Source organism: Alcanivorax sp. HI0083, from assembly GCF_001635175.1.
The window spans coordinates 1-2,083 of record NZ_LWFX01001742.1; the positions used below are offsets into that span (position 1 = coordinate 1).

1 protein-coding gene is annotated in these 2,083 nt (G+C 61.2%); it reads right to left on the reverse strand.

The genetic code is table 11. The features are described 5' to 3' along the window. Window positions 1-2,083: membrane dipeptidase (locus A3754_RS25360; protein WP_063521686.1), on the reverse strand; the 2,083-nt coding region annotated here is incomplete at both ends.

The window sequence follows — 2,083 nt, forward strand, 5'->3', positions numbered from 1 at the left end:
CCACATGCGTATGTAGGCTTCTGCCGAGGTGAACAGCTGGTTCACCGCGTCGTCGATTTCTTCTTGCGGGCGATCGCTGTTGAGCATCATGTCGGCTATCTGGTCCGCATAGAGTCCGTAGTGCGCCACGCCCCGGCCTTCGTAAAGGCTGAAGGCGTGGTCACCGGTGGTTTGTTTGTCGAATTGCACGCGGCCATCCACCGAGGTGAAGGGATAAAGCTCGGCTTCCTGATCGGGTGTGCCGGGGTTGCCGGCCAGATTGGCAATGCCGTTGACGTCAGACGCAAACGGGGCGCCACCGAAGGGGCCAACCTTGAAGGCCGGGTCGCGGGGGCGGTTGCCGTCGCGGGTCAGCTGGTCTACCCAGTTGCCGCGCACGCTACCGAAGGACGCCGTCACGCCCCCCTGGCTGGCGATCTGGTCGCGCAGGGCTTCGGTGCCGGTCCAGTTGCCATGGCTGTTGATAATCGGGTAATCGCGTTCGCCGGTGAGGTCGAGGATTTGGGTGGCGGCCTTGCGGCTGATGTGATCAATCTCGATCATCATGCCGCGGCGAGTCAGTTCTTCGATCAGGAAAAAACCCAGGTCGGTGAGGCCGCGGGTGTTGCACAGATGGTCGGTGCCGCGGCGCGGATCGTAGGCGGCGAACTCTTCCGGGGTGGCCGGGAAGCGGTCGCCGACGTAGTCGATCTGAAATAGCAGCTGGTCAAAAATGCCCAGGGGTTGAAGCGGGTTGTCCAGCGCAATCGCGTCCCCTTCATGGTCATGGTCCGGGCAGTCTTCAAATTCCACCAAATGCCCGGTTTCCAACAGGTTGCCACCATACAGGACGGCACCGATACCCACGCCTTCTGACAGATCGGGCAAGTGGCCGCCGAAGGCGTTATCGAATTTGTGCACCGGGAACAGGCTGCGCACATCCATGGCGTAGAGACGATCCAGTCGTTCTACGATTTCTTCGCGGGTACATTCCGGGGCATTGAGAAACTCGCCACAGTTGAGTGCCTTGGACGCTTCTACGCCGAGAATGACCGCCATTTTTCCGTCGCCGATCACCTGCCGGGCCTGGGCGGGATCGGTGACGATGCGGAACCAGCCCTTGCCGGGCCCACCATTCTGGGCGTCGATGTAATCCTGCATGCGATGCATCTGGGTGGCCTGCATTTCGATGGCGGCCATGGTGTCGCAGTCATTCTGTTTCTGTGGATTGAGCTGGCAGAGAATCTCGTTATGCACCAGGTGGTTGACGAGAATTTTCATGCCCGCCAGGTGTGCCCGTTCAATCCATTTGTAGTAGCTCTGATGGTGTTGCAGGGAGTTGCTGCGGGGCCAGAAGGGGTAGTCCGGCCAGCCCCGGGTTTCATGGGGGCCGGGGTTGCTGGTGACTTGTTCGATTAGCCCGGTGAGCCCCTGGGGGCCATGGTTGACGGCACAGTCGTGCAGGGCATGGTCGACCCCGAACTTGTGGAAGGGGTCGCCGTAGTTCACCCGCCCGCCGATAAATTCGTAGGCAGAAATATGGCTGTGGGCATCCACGAAACCGAAGATGTCATCGTCGTCCAGGCCGTTCACATTCTGGAAACGGGGAACCTGGGTCAGGTAATTGGCCGGGCCGTCATCCGCGACGGCGGCGTTGAGTTCGGCTTCCGGGTAAGTGCTACATCCGTCGCTGGGTGCCAGGGTGAAACGGTTATTGTCCGCTTCCAGTTGCGGGGAGGTGAGAGTCAGGCCGTCGTCGCCGGCAGTGAGCAGCAGGCCGGTCACGTTGGAGGCCAGGGTGAAGGTGTCGCCGTCGCTGCGGTTCAGGTTCCAGACCGCCAGATCGTTGGCGTCATCGACCATGGCCAGGCTGGGCTGGATATTGGTGTCACCCAGCCCGGTACCGATACCCCCCAGGCTTTCGCCCAGTTCACGCAGCAGGCCACCGAGGGGGGCAACCGGGTCCAGCACCAGATTGAGGGTATCGCCCAGTCCGGATACCAGATAGCTCAGCTCTCCGACAAAGTTGCCGCTCTGGTCAAGAAACTCTCCGGCTGGATCGCTGATGCCGAGCAACTGTTTGCTGCCGGCACTGCCGGGATCA